Source organism: Schaalia sp. lx-260, from assembly GCF_021083645.1.
Classification (GTDB): Bacteria; Actinomycetota; Actinomycetes; order Actinomycetales; family Actinomycetaceae; genus Pauljensenia.
Genome location: NZ_JAJNRQ010000004.1, coordinates 1 through 22560 on the forward strand (window position 1 = coordinate 1; position 22560 = coordinate 22560).

Consider the following 22560-nt stretch of genomic DNA (forward strand, 5'->3'; position numbering starts at 1 on the left):
AACCACACGACCATCCATCCTGTACACAACACCCTCAGTCAACGGAATCGTCACAAAAGGCGCAACCACACACGAAGAAGGATCCGACGCAAAAGGAGCAACCGGAGCAACACCCACCACTGGCTCAGACGCGCCACCCGACTGCGGCACATCGCCAGACTGCGGAGAATCGCCAGACTGCGGTAAGTCGCCAGACTCAGGCATATCACCAGACTGCGGCATATCGCCGGACTGTGGCATATCACCCGGCTGCGGCTGAGGCTGCGGCTGAGGTTGAGGGGTTGGGGTTGGTTTCGCAGTGAAAACCCACGTACCAACAAAAGCCACATCCTCAACCCCAATAGTGCGAGCATTCTCATCCCAACCCTGGAAAGACCACACACCGTCAGCCACAGCAACCACGGCCTCAGCAGGAGCCGGAGCAGTCACCTGATCGCCCTTCACACCACTCACAGGCGCAGGCGCAGCAAGTGAAGCAGGCAAATCCATCCCCGCAGTAGCACTACGATACGTGAAGGTCGCGGCGTGCTGATTACTCGCGAAAGTCCACGTACCAACAAAAGCCACATCCTCGGTATCAATAGTCTGGCTCTCGTGATCCCAGCCGGTAAAGGTCCATACACCATCATTATCAGCATCAGCCACAGTAGCCGACTCAGGGGCCGGAGCATTCACCACGGTTCCTTGAGAACCACTCTGATTATGCTGTATGACCAAAGAAGCAGGAAGATCCTTGCCTTCTGTTCCTGAGCGGTAGGTGAAGGTAGCAACGTGAGCATTCAACAAGTACGTCCACGTGCCAACAAACGCTAGGTCCTCGCCAGCGAAAGTCTGACTCTCGTGATCCCATCCAGTAAAGGTCCATACACCGTCATCTTCAGCAATCTTGTTCTGCTCAGGCATCGGCGCGGTCACGACTTTACCCTTCGCGCCTGTCACAGGTGCAGGGGCGGTAAGTGAAGCAGGAAGATCTTTACCTTGCGTCCCACTACGGTAGGTGAAGGTCGCGGTGTGCTCATTGCTCACAAAAGTCCACGTGCCAACAAACGCTAGATCCTCGCTAGCGAAAGTCTGGGAATCGTGATCCCACCCGGTAAAAGACCACGTGCCATCAGCCACAGCCAGCACGGCCTCAGCAGGAGCAGGAGCAGCCACCTGATCGCCCTTCACACCACTCACAGGCGCAGGAGCAGTAAGTGAAGCAGGCAAATCCTTACCCTGCGTACCCGACCGGTAGGTGAAGGTCGCGGTGTGCTGATTACTCGTGAAAGTCCACGTGCCAACAAACGCTAGGTCCTCGCTAGCGAAAGTCTGGGAATCATGATCCCACCCGGTAAAAGACCACACACCGTCATTATCAGCATCAGCCACAGTGGAGTGTTCAGGGGCCGGGGCGTTCACCACGCTTCCTTGAGCACCAGTTTGATTTTGTGGATGAACCAAAGACGCAGGAAGATCCCTACCCTGTGTTCCTGACTGGTAAGTGAAGGTCGCGGTGTGCTGGTTTTCCGCATACGTCCACGTACCCGTGAATGTCAGGTCCCCGTCAGTGAAAGTCTGGGAATCGTGATCCCACCCAGTGAAAGACCACACGCCATCACCCTCAGCCACAGTATTTGGCACAGGAACAGGCGCACTCACCACGCTACCCTTCACACCAGTCACAGACACAGGCGCAGTAAGTGAAGCAGGAAGATCCTTACCCTGCGTCCCCGACCGGTAAGCGAAAGTCGCAGTATGCTGATTGCTCGCGAAAGTCCACGTACCAGCAAAAGCAAGATCCTCAACACCGAAAGTACGAGTGTTCTCATCCCACCCGGTAAAGGTCCACACACCATCAGCCTCAGCATCAGCAACCACGGTTTCAGCAGGAGCAGGAGCGCTCACCACGCCGCCCTTCACACCCATCACAGACACAGGCGCAACAAGTGAAGCAGGCAAAACCCTACCCTGCGTACCCGACCGGTAAGCAAAAGTCGCAGTATGCTCATTGCTCGCGAAAGTCCACGTACCAACAAAGGCTATATCCTCAGTACCAATAGTCTGGCTCTCGTGATCCCAGCCGGTAAAGGTCCATACACCATCATTATCAGCATCAGCCACAGTAGCCGACTCAGGGGCCGGAGCATTCACCACGGTTCCTTGAGAACCACTCTGATTATGCTGTATGACCAAAGAAGCAGGAAGATCCTTGCCTTCTGTTCCTGAGCGGTAGGTGAAGGTAGCAACGTGAGCATTCAACAAGTACGTCCACGTGCCAACAAACGCTAGGTCCTCGCCAGCGAAAGTCTGACTCTCGTGATCCCATCCAGTAAAGGTCCATACACCGTCATCTTCAGCAATCTTGTTCTGCTCAGGTGTCGGCGCGGTCACGACTTTACCCTTCTCGCCTGTCACAGACGCAGGGGCGGTAATTGAAGCAGGCAAGTCCCTACCTTGCGTCCCCGACCGGTAGGTGAAGGTCGCCTGATGAGTGGCTGGAGCAAAAACCCACGTACCTGTGAAAGTAACGTTGCTTTCCTCCACAGTCTTGGTGTTCTCATCCCATCCTCGGAAAGTCCACGTACCATCAGCCACAGCATCCTGTACGGACGTTGTCGAGAGTGCGGGAGCGTTGATTTCGTCGCCCGTGCGCTTACCGTTTTCGGTTTCCGGAAGAAGCTGAGTGATTTCCGCAGGAAGGGTGCGTCCTGCTGTCTGAGAAGCTGTGTCTGCTTCAAAAGCGTAGGAAACCGCGTAGGACGGACGAGCGTAACGCAGGGTAAGGGTGACAGGGTTTTCCCAATCGTAGGTTCCTGTCAGTTCCTTATTATCTTGAACGTTAACGAAGGAGTACCCTTCCTTTGCAGGTGGGGTGACCGTCCATGTAGCGGCGCGGTTTTGTTCACTTTCCGCTTGGGCCTTATTCAGGGCACGGCCGTACATGACGACGCTGCTCTCGCCGTTAATTTCCAAAGGCTGTGAAGTGTCAGCGTCCACGTAGTTCACCGTTACCTTACCGGTGGGGTGCAGGTGAGCGTACTGCGCAGGAGCTTCCTTATCCGTGGTACTCAGCCGAGTCAAATTTCCCACGATGCTAGCGAGCTTCGGGTTGTACCCCATACGAGCGACGCTAACTGAGGCATCAAAACGAATACCACCGGCAAAAGTGACAACAGGGTCAGATCCTGTGGCAATTTCGTTGTATTTATCGAGGCTGAGGTAGGAGTTCAGACCATTTCCACCCTCAGGCGTGTTCAGGGTCATTTCCGACATGAAATCGTCGTAGTTCATGGGAGCAATGACGGAAGCAGGCTGAAGAAGCAGAGGAAGGTTAAGTTCCTTGTAGGTTTTACCGCCGGCCTGAACATCAGTTAATCCTTCAGTATTAATAGTGAAGGTCCACTCACCGGGTTTGTTTTCCACTGGTGTTTCGGCAAAAAGGGGCGGGTTTGTCTGTGTGAGATCAGGTTTGAGCCAGCGAGACTTAAAGACAAGAGTGACTTGAGGTTCCAGTGTGAGACGCGAGTCGATGCGCGCTTTAACGTAACCGGAAGAACCATCAACCAGTCCAATACGTCCCCACAGAAGCGCAAGAGTATTGCGCAGCTTCTCGTAGTCGTAGCTCATTTTAAAAGCTGCTGGCTGCCCTTTATCAAGATTCAGAGGCTGCGATTCAGTGTAATCGTGAGAGTTGTTGAGCCACACCTTTGGCTCAACGGTTGCCAAAGCGGTGGCGGTAGAAGCGACAGAAGTCGGAGAAATCCACTGCTGGTACAGATCGAGTGTGGTGTTTCCTTCGGGAATATCGGTTTCACGTAGAACCTGGGTACCGCGATACCACTTACCACCGCCGGTGACGTAATTCTTCTGTGTGTACCAGGCGATGGCTTCTTTAGCACTCAGAACGTCAAGGGCTGCCATCCAACCGCCGTACCCGTAGGATCCTTGGTGTTTCCAAGCATTTCCTCCGGGAAGGCCAGAAGTAACCTGGTCATTCGCGTCGATACCTTCAAGGGAATCTCCGACGTGATACACCTTGGTGACAACAGTCGTGTCAGAAGCATTGTAGTTACGGTGGTAGTTCACCGTAAGAGTTCTTTCTTCATCCGCGAGGGCCGCAGCGACGGGAGGAAGGAATCCTGCGATGACGAGAGCCGCCACAGTAATAAGCGCAGAGCCACGCTTCAAAAGGGATTTTCCAGGTTTCTGCATGAATCTTTCCTTAGGAACACCTGCTTCAATACAGCGGGCGCAATGATACAAACACTCCTAAGTTACCCCCCCCCCAACCGATCCTACAAAAACAGGGAAAATACGCCGTTTTCCGGGAGCATCCAGGTCAGGCATAAAGAAATATCTCCGCAAAACAGCAGGTCACAGGCCATTAAGCCCCAAATCTGCTCAAGCGAGAAAAATACGCCCCCCCCCCGCTACAGAGCGTGATATTAGCTACAATTCCATAATTCCTGCGCGCCTAACCAATGGGATGCCCCACTTGGACCCTTGTGCCATGACTGGCGGGCTTGTACTTGCCGGGCGATAGCGGGCCGGGGCAAGTGATTAGCGCTTTGCTCGTTGCCCTTCCTCTGACATGTACCCACGCAAGCTAGGAACACAATTTTTCGGCATAATTTAGCCGGTCGGTGAAAATGTGTGCTCCACGCAAGCTAGGCACACAAAGTGGAGTGTCGTACCAGAGCAGTCAAACGCTTCACAATCCCCCGTAAGCCACGCATGTGGAGCGCTACTAAAATAAGGATTCTCCGAATGGTGCAGCACGGAATATTCTGCATATTCTCCGCGCGGCTCCAACAGTTCAGGAAAGAGGGGCGCAGTGTCATATTCACAGGGTAAGAAGGTGCGTGCAAAAACTTCAGGGACTTTTCGAAAGCTCGGGGTTGGCATTGTGGCGGGACTTGTCGGCGGGATGGTGAAAATTGGTTGGGAAGCCGCGCTGCCACCACGTACTCCCGCGCGCGATAACCCTAATCCGCCGATGCATCTGCTTGAACAAGTGGGGCTGTCGGAAAATCTGCGTCAGGCAACCCTTACCTATAACGAGAATAAGGTTCCCGTTACCGCACTCGCTATTCATCATGCGTTTTCTGTGGGCGCCGCTATTCCCTATTGCTTTGCCGCGCATCGTTACCCGTGGATAACAAAGTACGGTGGAGCTATTTTAGGTACAGGTGTTTGGGTAGGTTTTCACCTGTTCCTCCTCCCGGCGATAAAGACGATTCCAGCCGCTTACGACCAGCCAGCACAGGAGCATTTCTCTGAAGCACTCGGGCATCTTGTCTGGTCAGGGACTATTGAGGCCGTGCGACATTCGCTCAGCTAAAACACAAGTGCGCCCCCACATTCCACGCGTGGCGCGGATGTGAGGGCGACCTTAAGGTTAATGCCGGGAAGTGAACCCGGGCTTATTGTGCTGACATTTGTTCAGCGACTGCCTATTTTTGAATACGGCGACGAGTCAGAGTCAGTGCAGCTCCAGCTACAAGAGCCGTCATAACAGCACAGGCAGTTGCTCCGGTGGCAAAGCCAGTGTGAGCAAGTAAGTGACTTCCCTTGGGGTTGTGAGCTTTACCTGTTTCTTGATTATTCCCGCTCTGAGCTTTGTCGGAGCCAGCACCGGAATTGCCAGAAGCGCCACCAGTATTATCAGCAGCGTTCGTAGTAGCAGCATCATTATTCACAGCAGTCCCGCTGCCCGCATTACTAGCAGCACCGGTATTCGCAGCACCGGCATTGTTCGTACCTGCACCGGCATTGTTCGTACCTGCACCGGCATTGTTCGTACCTGCACCGGCATTGTTCGTGCCTGCACCTGCATCATTCACGCCCGCACCGGTATTGTTCGTGCCTGCACCAGCAGTATTATTAGCCGAACCTGCGGAATCCGAGGCAGTGCCATTATCAGTACTATCCGAAGCATTACCGTTATCCGCGCTACCCGACGCAGTGTCGTTATCAGTAGCACCTGAGGCGTTCTCCTCATCATGAGTATCTGCTGGTTCTGGATCTTTCAGAAGCAAGATATAGAAAGACCGGATAACGCGGGGATTACCCTCCGCTAAGTCAATAGTTTCACCGGGCTGACGATAAGGGTATCCTGAACCCGTAGCACCTTGCCCCACGTGATAACCCGCGATAGGCGCAAATTCTACCGTGTAGCTGCCAGCCGGTATTTCACTAAACTTTGGCCTAAAACCCTCCATAATTTCTGTTGGGCGATAAACCTTACCGGCTTTATTTTTCAGCACAAGGCCCATTGAAGCCGTTTGTTCCTCGGTAGGATACTCTTGCCGCGCATCACTGGACTCTTTGAGGTGCACATTAAACAGAGCAGTCACCTTAACGGTTGATTCAGGAGGATCTGCTTCTATGCTCTCTGCGGGCAAAGGTGCAGCAACCGTTTCAGCAGGAGCATCTGACTCATTGGATGCTGCCAGAGTAGGATAAGCAGCAATTGGCGCAGCGCATAAAGTAATTGTTGCTGCCAACGTGAATATTTTTAGCGATTTCAATGTTTCTCCTCACTGCGCGATGCGCAGACTGGGGGACTGAGGACTTTTACACGCTAGCAAATATTTTAATTTTTATATACAAGTATCTGCATACTGACATGAAGTAACGAGGCCGGAACGTATTTCAGCGATTCACACCTTCCACTTAAGAGTTCCCCCATTCCGGTGACACGCAAAGAAAAGGGGCATTAGGTCCCCCATTGGAATAGCGAATTGAAATAAATCCACATCTTATGCGCCATACGCACTCATGGGCCTTATAGAAGAAGGCAAAGGCCATTGATTTATAAGGTTAGGCAAAGCTAAGATAAAACTGCTCATGCTATTAACATGACGTATGTCAACGATACTACGGAGAAATCCCTAATGCATCAAACACATGCACGCGGCCCAGAAAAGCCGCTTCCCCCACCCCTACCCGACCAACAGCACAGGCGCGGTAACTCGGGTTCACGATACTCTCGCCCTCGCGCGAACACAATCATCATTTCATCACTCCTCACTGTTGGACTCGCATTACCAGCTCTGAGCGGACTCAATGGGCTGGTCAGCGCCACCCAGCACGCCCCACATACAGCAGACGCGCAAGCCGTTCCCGCTTCTATCCAACAAGAACCAGGTACAAGCCGCGTAATCGCACGTTTTGCACCAGAAGACCGCGAAAGCATAAAAACCGCAATCGAAGCTCTCGATGGCGCTCGTATCATCTACGAATACGACCTCGTATTCACTGGCCTGTCCCTAGACATTCCCACAGACAAAATCGAAGCACTCACACAGATCCCCCAGATCACAGCAGTTGAAGACGCTCCGATTTCACGAGCCCAAAGCGTATCCGCCTCACAACTACGCGCAGCTTTACCTGCCAGCAATAACTTCAGCGCTGACGGACGCGGAATGGTGATCGCAACAATCGACTCCGGCGTGGATATACGACACCACGACCTACGACTCGATGAAGGCTTCACACCGAAAATCACCGAAATCACCGCCACACAACCCAGCGATGACCAATTCACACTTAAAGTACCCCACGGCTACAACTACATTGACAATAACCATGTCCTCAAAGACGATGTTCCCGGCGAACAACACGGTATGCACATCGCGGGCATTTTAGCGGCCAATGCAACAGATGAAGCAATAGCTAAAGGCGAAGGAATCGACGGTGTAGCTCCAAACGCACAGCTACTTGCCTACAAAGTTTTTAGTGGGACCTCCCGTGCGGTACGCGAAGACGCGGCATACATGGCTATGGAAGATGCCATCAAACACGGGGCCGACGTTATCAGCCTCAGTATCGGCTCCAATGGAACCGGACGCCCCGGCGACACCTATCACACAGCTGTTGAAAACGCTAAAGCTCACGGCGTCATTGTCGTAGCAGCTATGGGCAACGGTGCCGCGTCCTCATCTTCAACAACATTCGACAACATCGCCGATAACGCTTTCGGACAAACAGACACCGCAACAACAGTGTCAGTTGCCGCAACAGATAACGCAATCGGCGTAGGCGCAGCCCAAACACCCACCCTCCGCAATAAGTCGCTTTCCATTGGCGGCAAGGAATACCGTTACCTGCGCTTCGGCGACAAACGCGACCTGCCCACCGAAGCCACCGAATACGAATTCGTTAACGTGGGATTTGGTTTTGAGGCAGACCTGCAAGACAAAGACCTCACCGGCAAAGTTGCCGTGGTCAAACGTGGCGGTGAAAACATCGTCAAAAAGATCACGCGCGTTTCAGAAAAGAAACCAGCCGGCATGGTGTTCATCAACAATATTTCACAGTCATCACGCGACACCTACCACGTGAAAATCCCCACCGAACTTGAACCATACGACAAACTCACGCACGGCTGGTCAGTAGCATTAGCCCACGACGAAGGCGACGAACTTCTGACACGCATTGCGCAAAACCCACGTATGACCATCAAGAAAAACACTAATAAACACATTGACCTGGATATTCGTCCAGCTCAAGAAATCGGCCCCGCCGGTTTCTCAAGCTGGGGGCCTACTGTCGATCTTGAACTCAAACCCGACCTCATTGCCCCGGGCGAAGAAATCTACTCCCTAGCAAATAATGACGATTACTCCGTCATGACTGGAACATCAATGGCTGCACCATACATCGCAGGCGCATCAACATTGCTGCTCCAAAAACTTGCCGGCACAGCACTTCCTCAAGACATTAATCGCGTTGATCTTGCACGTATTCTCCTCATGAACACGGCACTGCCCCTGCGCGACATCCACGCTGATGGAAGCAACCCAGAATATTCACCACGCCAGCAAGGGGCCGGTCTGGTTCAAGTCGAGCACGCACTAGCAAACCGTGTACTGCTCACACATAACGACAAGGGAGCCGCCGCCCTCAAAGAAATCAACGAACAACAGCGGACATTCACACTGACCGTCCGTAACTTCGGTACTCAGCCCGCATCCTACGACGTGACCACTTCTCGCGTACTGACCTCAACAACGAAACGAGTTGAAAAAGAGGACGGGACAGACACCAAACCCGTCGTCAACGAGATTCACTCAACTGCCGTCCCCGGCGCATCTGCGACAGCATCAACAACACGACTCACAGTTGCTCCCGGACAAACTGAAACTTTCGAGGTCACGTTAGATAAAGGTGAAGCCCACGAACAGTTTGTTGAAGGCTACGTTTACCTCACATCAGCTAACGACACGAATGCATCCCTATCCTTGCCTTTCTTTGGCTTCGCCGGAGACTGGGGGAAAGAAGCACTCGTTGATGCTCCTATGTGGGAAAAAAACTCAAAACTCAAGCTCACCACGCTTCTGGGTAACCGTAATCTTTCAACCCCTCAGTTCAAAGAATTAGGTCGCACAGACTTTGAGGAAGGCGTTAACCCTGACAAGATTGCTTTCACTCACCAGCGTGACCGTGAAGGTATTCTCGAAGTCGCACCTCGTTTAGCAGTGCTACGCGACATCCTCGATTACCGCATTGATATTGTCAACAAACGCGACGATAACGTTGAACCCATTAAGGGCTTAACAAATGCGAAGTACATGAAACGCCTCCTGTACGGCGAATACTCCTACTTTGACTGGGCGAAAGAAGAAGCCGGATACCCGCTCGAACAGTACAAGTGGGATGGGAAAGCCTTTAACCCACAAACCGGCGAATATGATTTCGTTGCCGACGGTCAGTATTACTACCGTATGAAATTCCGTAATAAAGCGGAAGGCCCCTGGCAAATCATCTACTTGCCAGTCAAGTTCGATAATCAGAAGCCCACTGCAACGGCAAAACTTGAAGAAACCCCTGATGGTAAACACCGTGTCGTGATTTCATCAAAGGATAATTTCTCGCTCAAGTCCGTCAAGGCAACCCTAGATGGTGAGCCTCTGAAGGTTTCTAAAGTGAGTGAGCGGGTCGAAGCAGATGGCACAGCCGAAGAATTTGTCATCGACGACATCACATTCAACCCATTAACAAATAATGAGTTGCGCGTACATGTCATCGACATTGCAGGCAATGACAATGAGGACATCAACGGTAAGCCTCTGGTGCAGTCACTCCATAACCCTGACGTGTCCATTTCTGGCATATCTGAGCTAACAAAGAAGAATGTCACCGAACTTCGTGGCACTGTCTCTGAGCAGGTTCAAGCACTCACCTTCCAGATCAATGGGCAGGACGTAAATGCCGCAATTGACCCGCAAGACCGCACTTTCCTTGCAGATCTGTCAAATGACCTGATCGAAGGTGATAACACGCTCGTTGTGAAAGTTTCATTCACTGATGGCCGTTCGCAAGAATTTACTCATGAATTTGTCCGTGACTTTACTGCGCCCTCGGTTGATTGGGATGTCACATGGGCTGATGAAGATGAGGAATATGTCAAGGTTGAAAATGACGGAACTGCACAAATCTCGGGCACAAATGTTCACGATAACGTGTCAGCGGCTTCGGATATCACTGTGCGTTACTGCACCTCGGACGAATATCCAAGGAAAGTCAGTGATTGCCCGATAGCTTCACTGGTTGATGGGGCTTTCCATGTCAGTGTTCGCGCCAAAGATTATCCTGATGGTATCTACTTTGTGGTAAGTGACGAGGCAGAACGTCAAACAGTGCGTTACTACGAGTTTGAGGAACGCGACGACACTGCTGAGGAAGATACTTCCTCACAGCCATCTGTTCCGTCTGCGCCTTCTGCCCCCTCTGTTCCTTTGTCTGTGCAACTTTTCGATTATCAGGTTTTCAACTCTGAATCAGCTGCACATGCGAGCCAGTCTCGGGCTTTCCTGCCGAATTACTTTGGCCCAGGAAAGCACGCTATCCAGTTCGAGGTGGTCGCGCCTGGAACCGGCTGGAAGATTTCACTCAACGACGGAAAACTTGAACCGTTGGCTCAGCGTGGAAGTAATTTCCCTATTGCGCCAATCAGTGAAGGCTACTCAGGTTTTAACGTCAAAATTTACAACAGTGAAGGCACGCTTGTTTTCAACCGCGGATATTCTGCCTATGTTGATATGAAAGAACCAACAACGGATGTCTTTGATTCACTTGACACCACAAATGAAGGGGCAGATGATTCTCGTGACATTGTTGGAACGATCTACGCAAATAAAGCAGGGAAAATCCGTTTGCGAGGCAAAGTCAGTGATGCCGGTACCGGTTGGAGTTTCTACGTTAATGGGAATGCCGTACTGTCACGTTCACTTGACGGTGAGATAGGAAAGAACGAAAGTTCTGTCGATCACACGGTAACTTTGTCTGAAGGAAGCTACCTCAACGTCAAGGTTGCGGATATTTCCGGTAACTCTAACGAGGAGCACGGCGAAAACTACATCGTTGCCTACGACAAGGAAGACCCTCAGGTTGCCGTTGAGAATCTTGACGAAAACCAGGCGTACCCGGCAGGGCACATCCCCGCTTTCCGTGTCACTGATAATCGTGAGGTAGGGCTTGTTGAAGCGTATCTGGACGGTAAGCCATTACCGTTGTCGCGCGCTGATGATGATGCGGCCCTTTTCCGCCCTGAGCAGCCTCTGAACGAAATTGGACATCATGCCCTGATGTTGCGCGCCCTAGATAAGGCGGGCAATGAGGTTATGGTCCGTCGTTCTTTCACAATCGGTGATCTCCCAGTTGCGCAAAACCTTGACGAAGCGATTGCGCAGCACCTCAAGATCGAAAGCGAAGTCACGAAAGCTGAAAATGATATTGCTGAGGCACGTGCGCTCGTAGAGGATCTTGAAGCGCAGATCGCTGCCGACGAGATGGACCACGATCATCGTCTTAAGGCCCTCAATGATCGTGATGAAGCTGTACGCGCTCTTGCAGCATTGGAGAACGCGCACGCTAAATTGCTGAAGGATCAAGAAAACGCGGCAGCTCGTGTAGAGGAATTGCGTGCAGCGAAGGCGCGTGCAGGGTACTTGTACACGCTTATTGACGGGAAGGTAGCGGATGTTACGTTCCAGTCAGATATGACAGGTTACGTTTTCCATGCTGTTCCTCATGAGGATTCTGAGATTGTGCAGGCTTTACGGGATCGTCATGGGGATGTCATCGTGGCCCTGTATGACCTGTACTTAACAAGGGATGGTCAGCGTGTATCAGCGGAAGGAACACGTACTGTCACTCTTCCCGTTCAGGGCTTGACTAATCCGCGTATTTTCAGCGTTGGTCAGGATAAAAAGGCGTATCCAGTGGAGGTGACGGTGGCTGATGGTCGAATCAGTTTCGACACGGATCACTTCTCTATCTGGGCGCTTGTGTCGGATCCTGAAAATCCGGATCCCTTGGTGAATGCGAAAGCTCAGGCTCTGACTGAGCTGGCGAATGTGGCTGAGGGAGCAAAAACACAGCTCGGGATGAATAGCGATTTAACGGAAAGCGAAAAGGCTGCTGCTATTGCAGCAGTTGAGGAAGCCGCACGTGTCGCAGCTGCGAAGATTTCTGCCGCTCCCAGTATTGAGGATGTCACGGCTGAGCTGAATGCAGGTAAAGCAGCGATTGAGCAGATTCTTGCTCATCCGCATACGCCTAGCGGTGACGTTTCCGTGCCGGAGGGAAGCCCTCAGCAGCCCCCCGCTGGGCAGGATCCTTCCGACGAGCAAGGTGCTCCGTTGTCTCAACAGAGCGGGCTTGAGCAGCCTATGAATCCGCAGACTTATGTGGGTAAGGGGCGTCAGCTTGCGACAACAGGTGCTCAGGTGTTGCCTTTGGCTTTGGCAAGTGTGCTTGTCATGGGAATTGGAGGTGTGTTGGCGCTACGTCGCCGCGAACAGTAGGCATGTGACGACGGTTTCATGCTGTTTACTTCCTGAGCGTCGCAGAGGGCATACTTCCGCGCGTCGCCTGTGAAGATCATTCAGGCGAGGGCTGGTGGAATTCCATCAGTCCTCGCCTGTTTTGTAAAGCAAAAAGCCTGAGCACACGTAGAGGACGGGCACTCGCCTAACACGACCTCATTTACCACACTAAAATCCTGACCGCGCATAGACACCTACCCTAGCGCGGCCAAGCCTAGGGCCTTCACTTATTGCCGGGTCAAGGCGTTTTGTCAATTGTGCTATTCCATATCGGTTTCAGCACGCATCATAGGGAAACCGCAACGGTTACACGAAAGTAGCGACTGTTTTCCCTGGGCCAGTTTTCTTCTTGCCAAGTTGAGGTAGTTCTTCAGTAAGTTTTTCGGCCGGGAAGCTCTGGGCTATAAGGGGGCGAATGGCTCCGCTTTCAATAGCGGGTGTGATGTCTGCGAGTTGTTGGCCGTTGGCGCGCATAAAAAGGAATTTGTATGTTATCCCCTGTTGGCGCGCGGCCTTTCGTTCTTTACGTCCAGCCCACCACATTAATGGTTTCATGATGGGTTTACCTAGTTGGTCAGCAAAATCAGTATCTGGCGACCCGATCACACTGACTAAAGTTCCGCCTGTTTTGAGTACTTTCATTGAGCGGAAGGTTTCGTTTCCTCCCAGTGTGTCAAGGACAACGTCAAAGTTTTGTACGTAGTCTTCATATTTTTGTGTGCGGTAGTCAATCACAATATCGGCACCTAATGTGCGAGCTATTTCAACATCGTGAGTGGAAACAGTGGTTGCAACGGTAGCGCCTAGATGTTTTGCCACTTGAATTGCGACTGAACCTAAACCGCCCGCTCCTCCTTGAATAAAGACTTTCATTCCGGGTTTCACGTGGGTTTTCTCAGTAAAAGCCTGAATTGCGGTTAAGGTGACTAAGGGAAGGGCCGCAGCCTCAACCATTGTGAGGTTTCGCGGCTTGTGGGCGACATCCTCAGCTGAAACTGCTACGTATGTGGCAAAGGCACCTAAATGGTGAATATCTGGTCGGGTAAATACTTCGTCCCCTACCTTAAATTTCTTCACTCCTGTTCCTATAGCTGTCACTACTCCTGCAAGCTCATTGCCCATAACTTGCGGCAGGCGGTATGGGAAAAGGAGTGCAAATTGTCCGCGAGCGATCATATTGTCGAGGGGGTTCAGCCCTGCAGCGTGGACTTGTATTACGATTTCGCCCGCGCGCGAGGTCGGTATTGGCATGTCATTCCAGACGAGTGGCTGATTGTATTTGCGAAGGGTTAAGGCTTTCATTTGCGTAACTTTCTTTTGAAGAATAAGCTGAGTTGAGAAAATAAACTTAACTTGTTGAGGTTACTATGTCAAAAGATGACAGCACCGCTTATGACACGACAGACCCATGCCCCATAGCCCGAACATTACAGATCGTCGGAGAAAAATGGACCCTGCTGATTTTGCGCGACATATTCCGCGGAAAACATCGTTTTAACGAAATCTACGAAAACCTCAGATGCCCCAAAAACCTACTCAGCAGCCGACTACACGCACTCGAAGAAACAGAAATTATTACACGCTACTCATACAAAGAACAGGGAAAACGCACCCGAGCAGCCTACCAACTCACTGAGCGGGGCCTTGCACTTGCTCCCGTATTGATTGCCTTAGGTAACTGGGGCACAACCTACCTACCTCACAACAGCGCAGAGGCTCCCACGCTTATACACAACGAATGTGGGGGCAAGCTCATCACACGTATCACCTGCGAAAACAGTCACGACATACCGTACCCGCTTCCAGCTCACCATGAGGAAAAGCCAGTATCACCTCTCACTGACATGAACCCGTAAAACACAGCCCCATACACCGGGACATTAAAGTAGGGCAACAAAAGAAAGATGGCAGCCACACATAACGTATGACTACCATCGGCATAGCACCAACCCCAACCAAGATTAGGAGCAGGGACAAGACCCGAAACAGATCACATTACTCACCAGAGGAAGCAATAACATTTCCCGCATCATCAAGCATACGAACCTGAATTTTCGCATCCTTTATTCGAGGAATCTCAGTCAGGTCAATACTGTCAGCCAGATGATTCAGATTCTCTTTCAGTTCAGCGCGCGCGCTTTCTGGCATTTCATCTGCCACCAAATCCGGGTTAATAAAGTCAATACGCAAGGTCGAATCACCCACAGCCGAAATGGTGACCTTATCAGCATTTTCGCCTGCCCCTTGCTTTACACCATCAACGAAAAGGTGACCTTCAGCGGTTTCAAGCCATTCATTCACATTCATATGTGCGGATTCCTCAGGATCTTCCTGCCATACCCGAGCAGCATCACCCAAAAGTTTTTCCGTATCATCATCAGAACGTAAAGCACTCTGCTCATTCATAAAAACATGAGGATTTGCTTCAAGCCCCTGCTGTAAGTGCGAAAACACTTTCAGCATCATCACGATCATCACAATTGACAAAATCATGGAGATAACGCTGACAACAATGCTTGAAATTGCAAGACCGCGACCTTTTTCACCGCTTGACTTTAACTTCACTAAAGCAATAATGCCGATAATTAAACCCACTGGCGGAACAAAGAAAGCCAAAATCAGCGCAACAATTGCCAGAGCACTTGTTTTTTGCACTGCGGCCTGCTGATACATGAATTGTTGCCCGTAATGGTCTGAAGCCGGTGGCATCTGTGAAGTAGTGTCAGCGGGATACGCGCCATTTTCTTCAGCTACCGGAACAAAAAATCCAGACTGCGACTGCTCACCATCAGAGTGGACTGGGGTATTTTCCAGATCATTCGGATTACTCATGTACTTACCTTTCATTGATTTGCAGGGCTAAGCTTAGCGAAACATAGTATTCAACGCCTTTTTACTCCACAAAAGAAATACATTCACTCACACAAAAGTTACTATCTGCACACAAAAACTGAGCTATAGGCCAAAAATAGCGCAAGAGAAGAACAGGCGCAGTGACAGGTGGAGGCGCAAGCTAGCAAAAACCCACACAGCACGAAGCATCCACTCAGCCAAAAAACTCAGGGTGCCTTTCACATTCCCGCAAAAGGCACCCCGTAAACGTTTGAAACCTGCGACCTGGTATTTACAGGCGCTTCACTAACGGGAAAGTAATAGTTTCACGGATCCCTTGACCTGTCAGGGCCATCAGCAAACGATCCAAGCCCATACCCATACCACCTGCCGGCGGCATACCGTATTCCATTGCCATCAAGAAATCTTCATCCAAAACCATGGCTTCAGGATCACCATTAGCCGCAGCCAACGCCTGAGATTCAAAACGCTCACGCTGAATCACAGGATCAACAAGCTCAGAATACGCCGTCGCTAACTCAAAGCCACGAACATACAAGTCCCATTTTTCCACCACACCGGGCTTTGAACGGTGACCACGAGTAAGCGGACTTGAATCCTCAGGGAAATCACGCACAAATGTCGGCTCCCACAAAGAATCCCCCACTGTGGCCTCAAAAATAACCTCAGCGATCTTGCCATTCACCCAGTGATCGGGAATATCTTCCCCTAAGCCCTCAGCGATCCGCACCAGATCTTCACGTGAAGTTTGCGGGCTAATCTGCTGACCTAAAGCCTGCGAAGTCGCTTCATATAGGCTGATTTCTTTCCATGAACCAGACAAATCATATGTGGACCCATCCGGTAAGGTCACAACCTCTGTTCCCAAAGCGTCACGAGCTGCTTTCTGAATAAATTCACGGGTGCGACGAGCCATCGTGTCATAGGAACCATATGCTTCATATGCTTCAAGCATTGTGAATTCAGGTGAGTGTGAGGAATCGGCACCCTCATTACGGAAATTCCGGTTAATCTCAAAGACCTTATCCACACCGCCCACAACAGCGCGCTTCAAGAATAATTCCGGAGCAATACGTAAGAATAATTCCGTATCATACGCATTCATATGCGTACTAAAAGGCCGCGCAGCCGCGCCACCATGCAAGTTCTGCAGCATAGGTGTTTCAATTTCAACGAAGCCTGCCTCGTCAAAATAATCACGCAAAGACTTCACCACGCGAGCGCGCATACGTACCATGTCACGTGCCGCCGGACGAATAATCATATCGAGGTAACGCCGACGTACCCGCATATCCTCCGAAAGAGAAACCTCGGTTCCATCCTGTGCGATATAAGTCTTTGGTAAAGGACGTAAAGATTTCGCAGCAAGTTGCCATGCCGGAACCGGCGAGCCAGGCTCAATACCTGGCGTAAATAAGCCCTCAGGAGCAGTCCCCGTGCAAGCCAGAACAGATAATTCACCTCTGCGGGACGAAATAACGCGACCGTGAACAAATAAATGATCGCCCAAATCAACATCTGCTTTGTATTGAGCTAAGGATTCTACGCCCACTTCCGCTGCTGACAGCATGACTTGGATACGTGTCCCTGCCCCATCCATGAGGGTTGCGAAACACAATTTTCCACTGTTACGTGCCAACACGACGCGGCCAGCGATACCCACATAGTCCTGCGTTTCGTCATTTGCAACAAGGTGCGCGTATTTTTCACGTATCTCAGCAATAGATGATGTAATCGGCAAGACAACCGGATAGGCTTCTTGCCCATCAGCCAACAGGCGTGCGCGTTTATCAGCACGAACACGGACTTGTTCCGGTGTTTCCTCACTATCGGGGGTAACAGCCAGCCCAGCCGTCACCGAATTTTCGTTTTCACTATGGGAATCAGATGTATGCGTCGCTTCAGTCACAGAGCAAGCCTACCAATGACAACGACCTCTGCCCTAGTCATATACAACCTGTGATACCGATAGCTATTCGATTATCACGACACGCATATGCATAAAACAGCGCAGAATCTAGCTCTCGCCCCCTGAGGATTGAATACCTAATTCTTGGGCGCGAGGATTTTCTTCAGGCACATACCCCGGGTGATTTCCTACCTCAATTATCCGATTGTTTGCATCCACGAAAACTACGCTGGGCTTCCAAGTGGCGACCTGTGACTGCGGAACATGGCAGTACGCCATGATAATGACCAGATCTCCCACATCCACCAAATGAGCTGCTGCCCCGTTCAGTTGGATGATACCCGACCCCCGAGGACCGGCTATTGTGTAGGTCGTTAAACGATTCCCGTTAGTAATATCAGCAATATCAACCTGCTGGCCTGCGACAATATCAGCGGCATCAAGTAAATCTGCGTCAACCGTAACAGAGCCTACATAGTGCAGGTCAGCAGCCGTTACTGTTGCACGATGAATTTTCCCCTGAATCATGGGGCGCATTACTTCACTCATTTTCATCCTGTTCACATGACGTACATCAGCCAAGCAGACAATTATCAATTAAACGTGTGCTGCCCACACGAGCCGCAACCAACAGTCGATATAGCCCATCAGCGCTATGAGCCCTATGACCTTCTAACTGATCGAAGCATACGCCCTCATGCGAATCTTTCACTACCGTCATATTTTCATCTGCTGATTCATTTCCTTGGACGCGGCAGAGCACGCGGAAAGTTGTTTCTTCCACCAGTGCTACATAATCAACGTCAACGCTTTCTTCAGCTAATAAAACCTGATGAGCAGCTTGAACAATTTCATGCACCCCAGCTCCCGTGCGTGCCTTTTGTTGTCCTACACGTAGGCTACGCGACAAAGCCCGCGCGTGGACGCGCTGTTCCTGCGTCAAATATTGATTCCGACTGGATAATGCTACTGCGTCTGTATCGCGCACAATCGGCACACCAATAATTTCAACCGGAATATCTAAATCAGCCACAACTGAACGAATCACAGCTAACTGTTGCGCGTCTTTTTCACCAAATAAAGCAACGCTTGGTCGAATAATATTCAAAGCCTTCGTGACAACTAAGGCGACTCCCGCAAAATGAGTGGGACGTGTAGAGCCCTCTAAAGAATGGGCGACCGGTCCTGGATCTATCGTGATATGCGGCGCGGTTATGTACATGTCCTCCACACGCGGTGCCCATACAAGGTCAGCGCCTACACCTGCGAGAGCCTGCATATCAGCTGCCAAAGTACGCGGATACGCTTCGTAATCCTCGCCCGGAGCAAATTGTGTAGGATTCACAAAAATCGTCACTATCACATGGTCAGCAACCTTATGCGCTTCACGTACAAGCTGAAGGTGCCCCTCATGTAAAGCGCCCATCGTCATCACTAAGGCCGTGCGTCCACTCAAGGCGGCGCGGGCTGTTGTGAACTCGTCACGTGTATGCGTCAGGAGCGGCTTTCGTGTCATAGGAATATTGTCTACCCCCACGGGCAACACAGGGGTGACAGTGCGCTATATATCACGGTTTCAGTTTCATTCAAGGACAGCAAAGCAGTCTGCGTTTATGAAACACTCAGGCGCTGACGCGGTTACATGACGAGGCCGGCTACTCCACTAAGCAAAATTCACGGTGTCACAGGTCAAGGCGTACCAAGCGCATACGAACGTCACCTGAGGCAGGTCACATAAGCTCAGGAGGCCCCTCAAGTAGATCATCTTCATGTAAGGCCGCAAGGATTTCATCGGCAGCAGTATCTGAGAGTCGCCCCGCATCATGAAGCATCTGAACGGTGTGACGGGTCATTGAAGTGTAGGTGTCGCGGGCACTGGAAATAACAGGATTTTCCTGATCGTCACAGTGAGCGCGCACAGCCTGCCCTAAAACACGTGTATGAGTGGTGATGGTCCCTGAATCAGCACGCGGAATGGGACCAGAAACCGCGCTCAACCCTTCACGTAGGGCACGATCCAGAGCAGCTGAAAATAAGGGCTGCACATACGAACCTGAGTTTTCAATTCCAGCCAGGCGTAAAAGTTCAACTGATTGCAGGGCGATCGTTGTTAAAAAATTTGCCCCATGTGTGAGTGCCGCATGGTACAAGGCACGGTCTTTTTCAGCCACATCAACAGGTTCACCGCCCATTTCTAAAACAAGCGCATGGCCGATAGGTCTGGCAAGCATCGAAGCTGTGACTGCAAATGGTGTTCCCACCAAACGGGATACGTCTATAGAGGTACCTGTAAAAGTCATAGCTGGGTGAATAGCTAATGTGATCGCACCGCAACGTGCTGCTGGTTCTAAAACTGATATGCCATGTGCGCCTGATAGGTGGACAACCATCTGTCCCGGATGCCACGCTTGAAGCTCTGCAAGGCCGCGAACAAGGGGACCTATAGCGTCATCAGGGACAGCAAGTATCACCACTTCACTGCGTTCAACGATGTCGGGGATTGCCAGAATCGGAATATTCGGCAGCATGTCCTGTGCTCGTTCACGTGAAGCCTCAGATGATGCTGAAACACCAATGATACTGTGGCCTGCTGCCCGTAAAGCTGAAGCAATGACCGGACCAACATGCCCCATGCCAATAACACCAACCCCTAAACGATTGGGGTTTTCTATGCGCGTCATGAGCTTATTCTCTGGTTTCTCAAGAACCTGAGGGCGCGGATACGGCAGGAGCACCACCCTGCTCGTCCTGTTGACTTTGCGTAGCCTGCCCTGTCACATCAGGGCCGCCAGCGGGCGTAGCGCACGTAGGGTCTTGCGTATTTTCCATCTCAGTGTGGAAAGGTGATACTGCAACTCGAAGCATCCATTTTTCTGGCGGTTCACTTGCACGGCGTTTTCGAGCGCGTTCAGTTAATTCGGGGATAATGGTGGCCGCAATTTCACGATCAACATGGTAAGCGTGAGCCTGAGCGATGCCTTGTACTGTATGTACGTGCACATTCACAATCCCTAAAGAGCGCAACCATGGCCCATGTTCAACTGTGATGGATTGAAGCCTTTCAATCGGCAGGAATGTTATCTCACGGTTCAGCCATCCGTCACGGATAACAAACATGCTGTCTGTTAAGGCGAAAGCGCGGCGCTTATATGAGAAAGGATCCAGACGTTTCACACATTCAGGAATGGCAGTGAAATAGTGTCCTTCGCGTTGCCCGTTGAATGCTTCTTCAAGGAATGCCTGCGGGTCATTCACGCCGAGGTCACGAATAATCAGCCATAAAGCCAGTTCTGCGTCTTGACGGTTGCCTGCGGGCAGCAACACTGTTGGATCACCCGTGTGGTTTTGCGAGTCGCCACCACCGTAACCTGCTTGACTGGAATTGACTCGATATAAGCCAAGGAAGCGCCACAGTAGCGGTTGCGAGATACGCACCGTGTGTACTCGTCGTGGAGGAATGGTTTGCGCTCGTGTTTCTGTGAGCCCACTCCGCACACGAATACCATCCGGTGATACTGCCGCGCGGAAGTTGAATTCCCCAGCAAAACGGGACCACAGGTACGTTGCGACAGCGGAAAATGGCACGATTATCGAGAATATGCTGGATAGGCCCGCCCATCCGTATGCGTAGATCAAAATACCTACCGCGATGAAGCCAGCAAGGATCATGAGGATCCCTACAATAAAAACACCGGAACATAGCAGCGACATCATCAGTGTTTTTGGTGAAAGGGCGTACAGTTCGCGTTCAGGTGCTTCAAGAGCAGGAGTCGTCATTTGAGGGCTGCGGGCAGGGATGCTACGTGTTTCCTGCAAGGCAACACCATTGTCAGCGAGCGTTCCCTGTTCTTGCTGTGAGTGCTGGTCTGGTGTCGCATTTTTTTGAGAGGGCAAAAGGACTCCTGCTGCTCGTGCGAGGATTTCTGCCCGTGCTTCTTCTAATTCATGTGTGCGGAGGAAACCGAATGTGAGGTTTGAATTAGCCCCACCAGCAACCTCAATATTGAGGCGGCCGAGGTCAAAAATCCGACCAAGCAGAGGATGAGTAATGTCAACTGCTTGGATACGGTCAAGACGCGCATGACGTTGTGAGCGCATAAGTATGCCACTGCGGAACCACACTGCCGTATCTGTGATCGCCCATGAGGTTGCTCGCCACGACAGCCACGAGACAAGAATAATGAGAAAGAGAATACCAAGCAGCGTCACTGCTACGATAATAATGAGCCGTGAAATATTGCCTTCGCGGATCGCAGAGCTTTCCATAATGTCCTGCAGGACTTCAGAGTTCTTGTATGTAACAAAAGCTATGAGGGCTGCAATTGCGCTCCACGCATTAAAAACTAAAGAAAACGGGTGAACCTTACGCCATTGTTCGGGCGGAACGCCTGCGTCCACTGCGTGCACGGTAGTGCGCGATTTTTTATCATCGCGCGTGGTCTCGTTGTTGTTTTCTGTCACGATCACAACCCCGCTAATTCGGCGCTGCCTCGCTCGGCTAAGAGGTCACGTAGTCGTGAGGCTTCCTTAGCTGGGACTCCATCTAAGGTTGCGCTTGTTTCAGGTGAGGCCGTGTGAAGGGTGATCGTTGTGATGCCGTAGTGCCGCGCAATCGGTCCTTCTTTCACATCGACGTATTGGATCCGACCGTAGGGTACGAGGGTGAGGGAACGGAACATGATTCCTTTACGAATCATGAATTCTTCCTTGCCTTCAGCCCAGCCCAGTGCGCGGACCTGGCGGCGAACAAGCCATATTTGCCAGGTAGCAAGGAAAAAGAAAATGCCTGTTGCAATAAAAATCCAATATGAAAACAGGAATCCAGTGGCAACTGATCCGCTTAACAGGATCATATATGTAATGAGGAGGGCAATCGATCGCACTTTGATGAGTTCGCGTGAAACAGGGGTAAAAACTACCCCTTCAGGGGCGAAGGGATCCGACATAATGCCTCCTGTGATGTACGTATTTATACGGAACGTA

The 22560-nt window shown here is 51.2% G+C and carries 13 protein-coding genes; 3 read left to right on the forward strand and 10 right to left on the reverse strand.

Features of this window, described 5'->3' with window-relative positions; translation table 11 throughout:
- Nucleotides 1–4194, reverse strand: a 4194-nt coding sequence (locus LRP57_RS05650; protein ID WP_231205567.1) for an SHIRT domain-containing protein, incomplete at its 3' end; no start/stop codon positions are given.
- Between the two features lie 622 nt (nt 4195–4816).
- Here LRP57_RS05650 and LRP57_RS05655 point away from each other — a divergent pair.
- On the forward strand, nt 4817–5323 hold the full coding sequence (locus LRP57_RS05655) for a DUF1440 domain-containing protein (protein ID WP_231205568.1): 507 nt from the start codon (nt 4817–4819) through the stop codon (nt 5321–5323).
- A 112-nt stretch (nt 5324–5435) separates the two neighbouring features.
- Here LRP57_RS05655 and LRP57_RS05660 read toward each other — a convergent pair whose 3' ends face one another.
- Nucleotides 5436–6512 carry a hypothetical protein gene (locus tag LRP57_RS05660; RefSeq protein WP_231205569.1) on the reverse strand — a complete coding sequence of 359 codons (1077 nt, stop codon included), beginning with the start codon at nt 6510–6512 and terminating at the stop codon, nt 5436–5438.
- Between the two features lie 366 nt (nt 6513–6878).
- Between LRP57_RS05660 and LRP57_RS05665 the strand changes: the two genes are divergently transcribed.
- Entirely contained in the window at nt 6879–12794 is a 5916-nt protein-coding gene (locus tag LRP57_RS05665; protein ID WP_231205570.1) for a S8 family serine peptidase, read from the forward strand.
- A 327-nt stretch (nt 12795–13121) separates the two neighbouring features.
- Here LRP57_RS05665 and LRP57_RS05670 read toward each other — a convergent pair whose 3' ends face one another.
- On the reverse strand, nt 13122–14117 hold the full coding sequence (locus LRP57_RS05670) for an NADP-dependent oxidoreductase (RefSeq protein ID WP_231205571.1): 996 nt from the start codon (nt 14115–14117) through the stop codon (nt 13122–13124).
- 65 nt (nt 14118–14182) lie between these two features.
- On the opposite strand from LRP57_RS05670, the gene LRP57_RS05675 reads away from it, so the two are divergent.
- The gene (locus tag LRP57_RS05675) at nt 14183–14671 is read left to right on the forward strand and encodes a winged helix-turn-helix transcriptional regulator (protein WP_231205572.1); all 489 of its coding nucleotides are present in this window, start codon (nt 14183–14185) and stop codon (nt 14669–14671) included.
- A 139-nt stretch (nt 14672–14810) separates the two neighbouring features.
- On the opposite strand, the gene LRP57_RS05680 is transcribed toward LRP57_RS05675, so the two are convergent.
- The 7 genes from LRP57_RS05680 to LRP57_RS05710 all read right to left on the reverse strand — a co-directional run bounded on the left by LRP57_RS05680 (nt 14811) and on the right by LRP57_RS05710 (nt 22523).
- Nucleotides 14811–15647: a DUF4190 domain-containing protein gene (locus LRP57_RS05680; protein ID WP_231205573.1), complete on the reverse strand. Its 837-nt coding sequence runs from the start codon at nt 15645–15647 to the stop codon at nt 14811–14813.
- Between the two features lie 292 nt (nt 15648–15939).
- On the reverse strand, nt 15940–17526 hold the full coding sequence (locus tag LRP57_RS05685; protein WP_231205783.1) for a lysine--tRNA ligase: 1587 nt from the start codon (nt 17524–17526) through the stop codon (nt 15940–15942).
- 159 nt (nt 17527–17685) lie between these two features.
- Nucleotides 17686–18126 (reverse strand): aspartate 1-decarboxylase, encoded by a 441-nt coding sequence (gene panD / locus LRP57_RS05690; protein ID WP_231205574.1) that lies wholly within the window; start codon nt 18124–18126, stop codon nt 17686–17688.
- Nucleotides 18127–18151: 25 nt separating this feature from the next.
- The gene (panC, locus tag LRP57_RS05695) at nt 18152–19093 is read right to left on the reverse strand and encodes a pantoate--beta-alanine ligase (protein ID WP_231205575.1); all 942 of its coding nucleotides are present in this window, start codon (nt 19091–19093) and stop codon (nt 18152–18154) included.
- 214 nt (nt 19094–19307) lie between these two features.
- The gene (locus tag LRP57_RS05700) at nt 19308–20258 is read right to left on the reverse strand and encodes a Rossmann-like and DUF2520 domain-containing protein (protein ID WP_231205576.1); all 951 of its coding nucleotides are present in this window, start codon (nt 20256–20258) and stop codon (nt 19308–19310) included.
- 19 nt (nt 20259–20277) lie between these two features.
- A complete protein-coding gene (locus tag LRP57_RS05705) occupies nt 20278–21975 on the reverse strand; it encodes a PH domain-containing protein (protein WP_231205577.1) in 1698 nt (565 codons plus the stop codon).
- Nucleotides 21976–22040: 65 nt separating this feature from the next.
- Nucleotides 22041–22523: a PH domain-containing protein gene (locus LRP57_RS05710; protein WP_231205578.1), complete on the reverse strand. Its 483-nt coding sequence runs from the start codon at nt 22521–22523 to the stop codon at nt 22041–22043.
- Between the last annotated feature and the right edge of the window lie 37 nt (nt 22524–22560).